The organism is Corallococcus sp. AB038B (genome assembly GCF_003668955.1).
Lineage (GTDB): Bacteria > Myxococcota > Myxococcia > Myxococcales > Myxococcaceae > Corallococcus > Corallococcus exiguus.
The window spans coordinates 1-498 of sequence record NZ_RAWO01000064.1; the positions used below are offsets into that span (position 1 = coordinate 1).

Here is a 498-nt window from a genome sequence, read left to right on the forward strand (position 1 = left end):
TGTCCGGCGGTCAGCTGCGCTGCCCCATCGTCTTCCGGGGACCGGGCGGCGCCGGTGGCCGGCTGTCCAGCCAGCACAGCCAGGCGCTGGAGTCCAACTACGCGCACTTCCCGGGCCTGAAGGTGATTGCGCCCGCGACGCCCGCGGACGCCAAGGGGATGCTCAAGGCGGCCATCCGCGACGAGAACCCCGTCATCATGTTCGAGGGCGAGCGGCTCTACGCGCTCAAGGGCGAGGTGCCCGAGGGCGAGCACGTCGTGCCGCTGGGCAAGGCGGACGTGAAGCGCGAGGGAACGGACGTCACCGTCATCACCTGGAGCCGCATGTATTACTTCTGCATGCAGGCGGCCGAGGAGTTGGCGAAGGAGGGCATCAGCGTGGAGGTCCTGGACCTGCGCACGCTGCGGCCCCTGGATGAGGAGGCCATCCTGGCGAGCGTGCGCAAGACGAACCGCGCCGTCATCGTCGAGGAGGGCTGGGCGCTTGCGGGTATCGGCG

1 protein-coding gene is annotated in these 498 nt (G+C 69.7%); it reads left to right on the forward strand.

Annotated elements, in window-relative coordinates; all coding sequences use genetic code 11:
* A partial coding sequence (locus D7Y04_RS42560; RefSeq protein WP_304988656.1) for a transketolase C-terminal domain-containing protein occupies positions 1–498 on the forward strand: 498 nt, incomplete at both ends.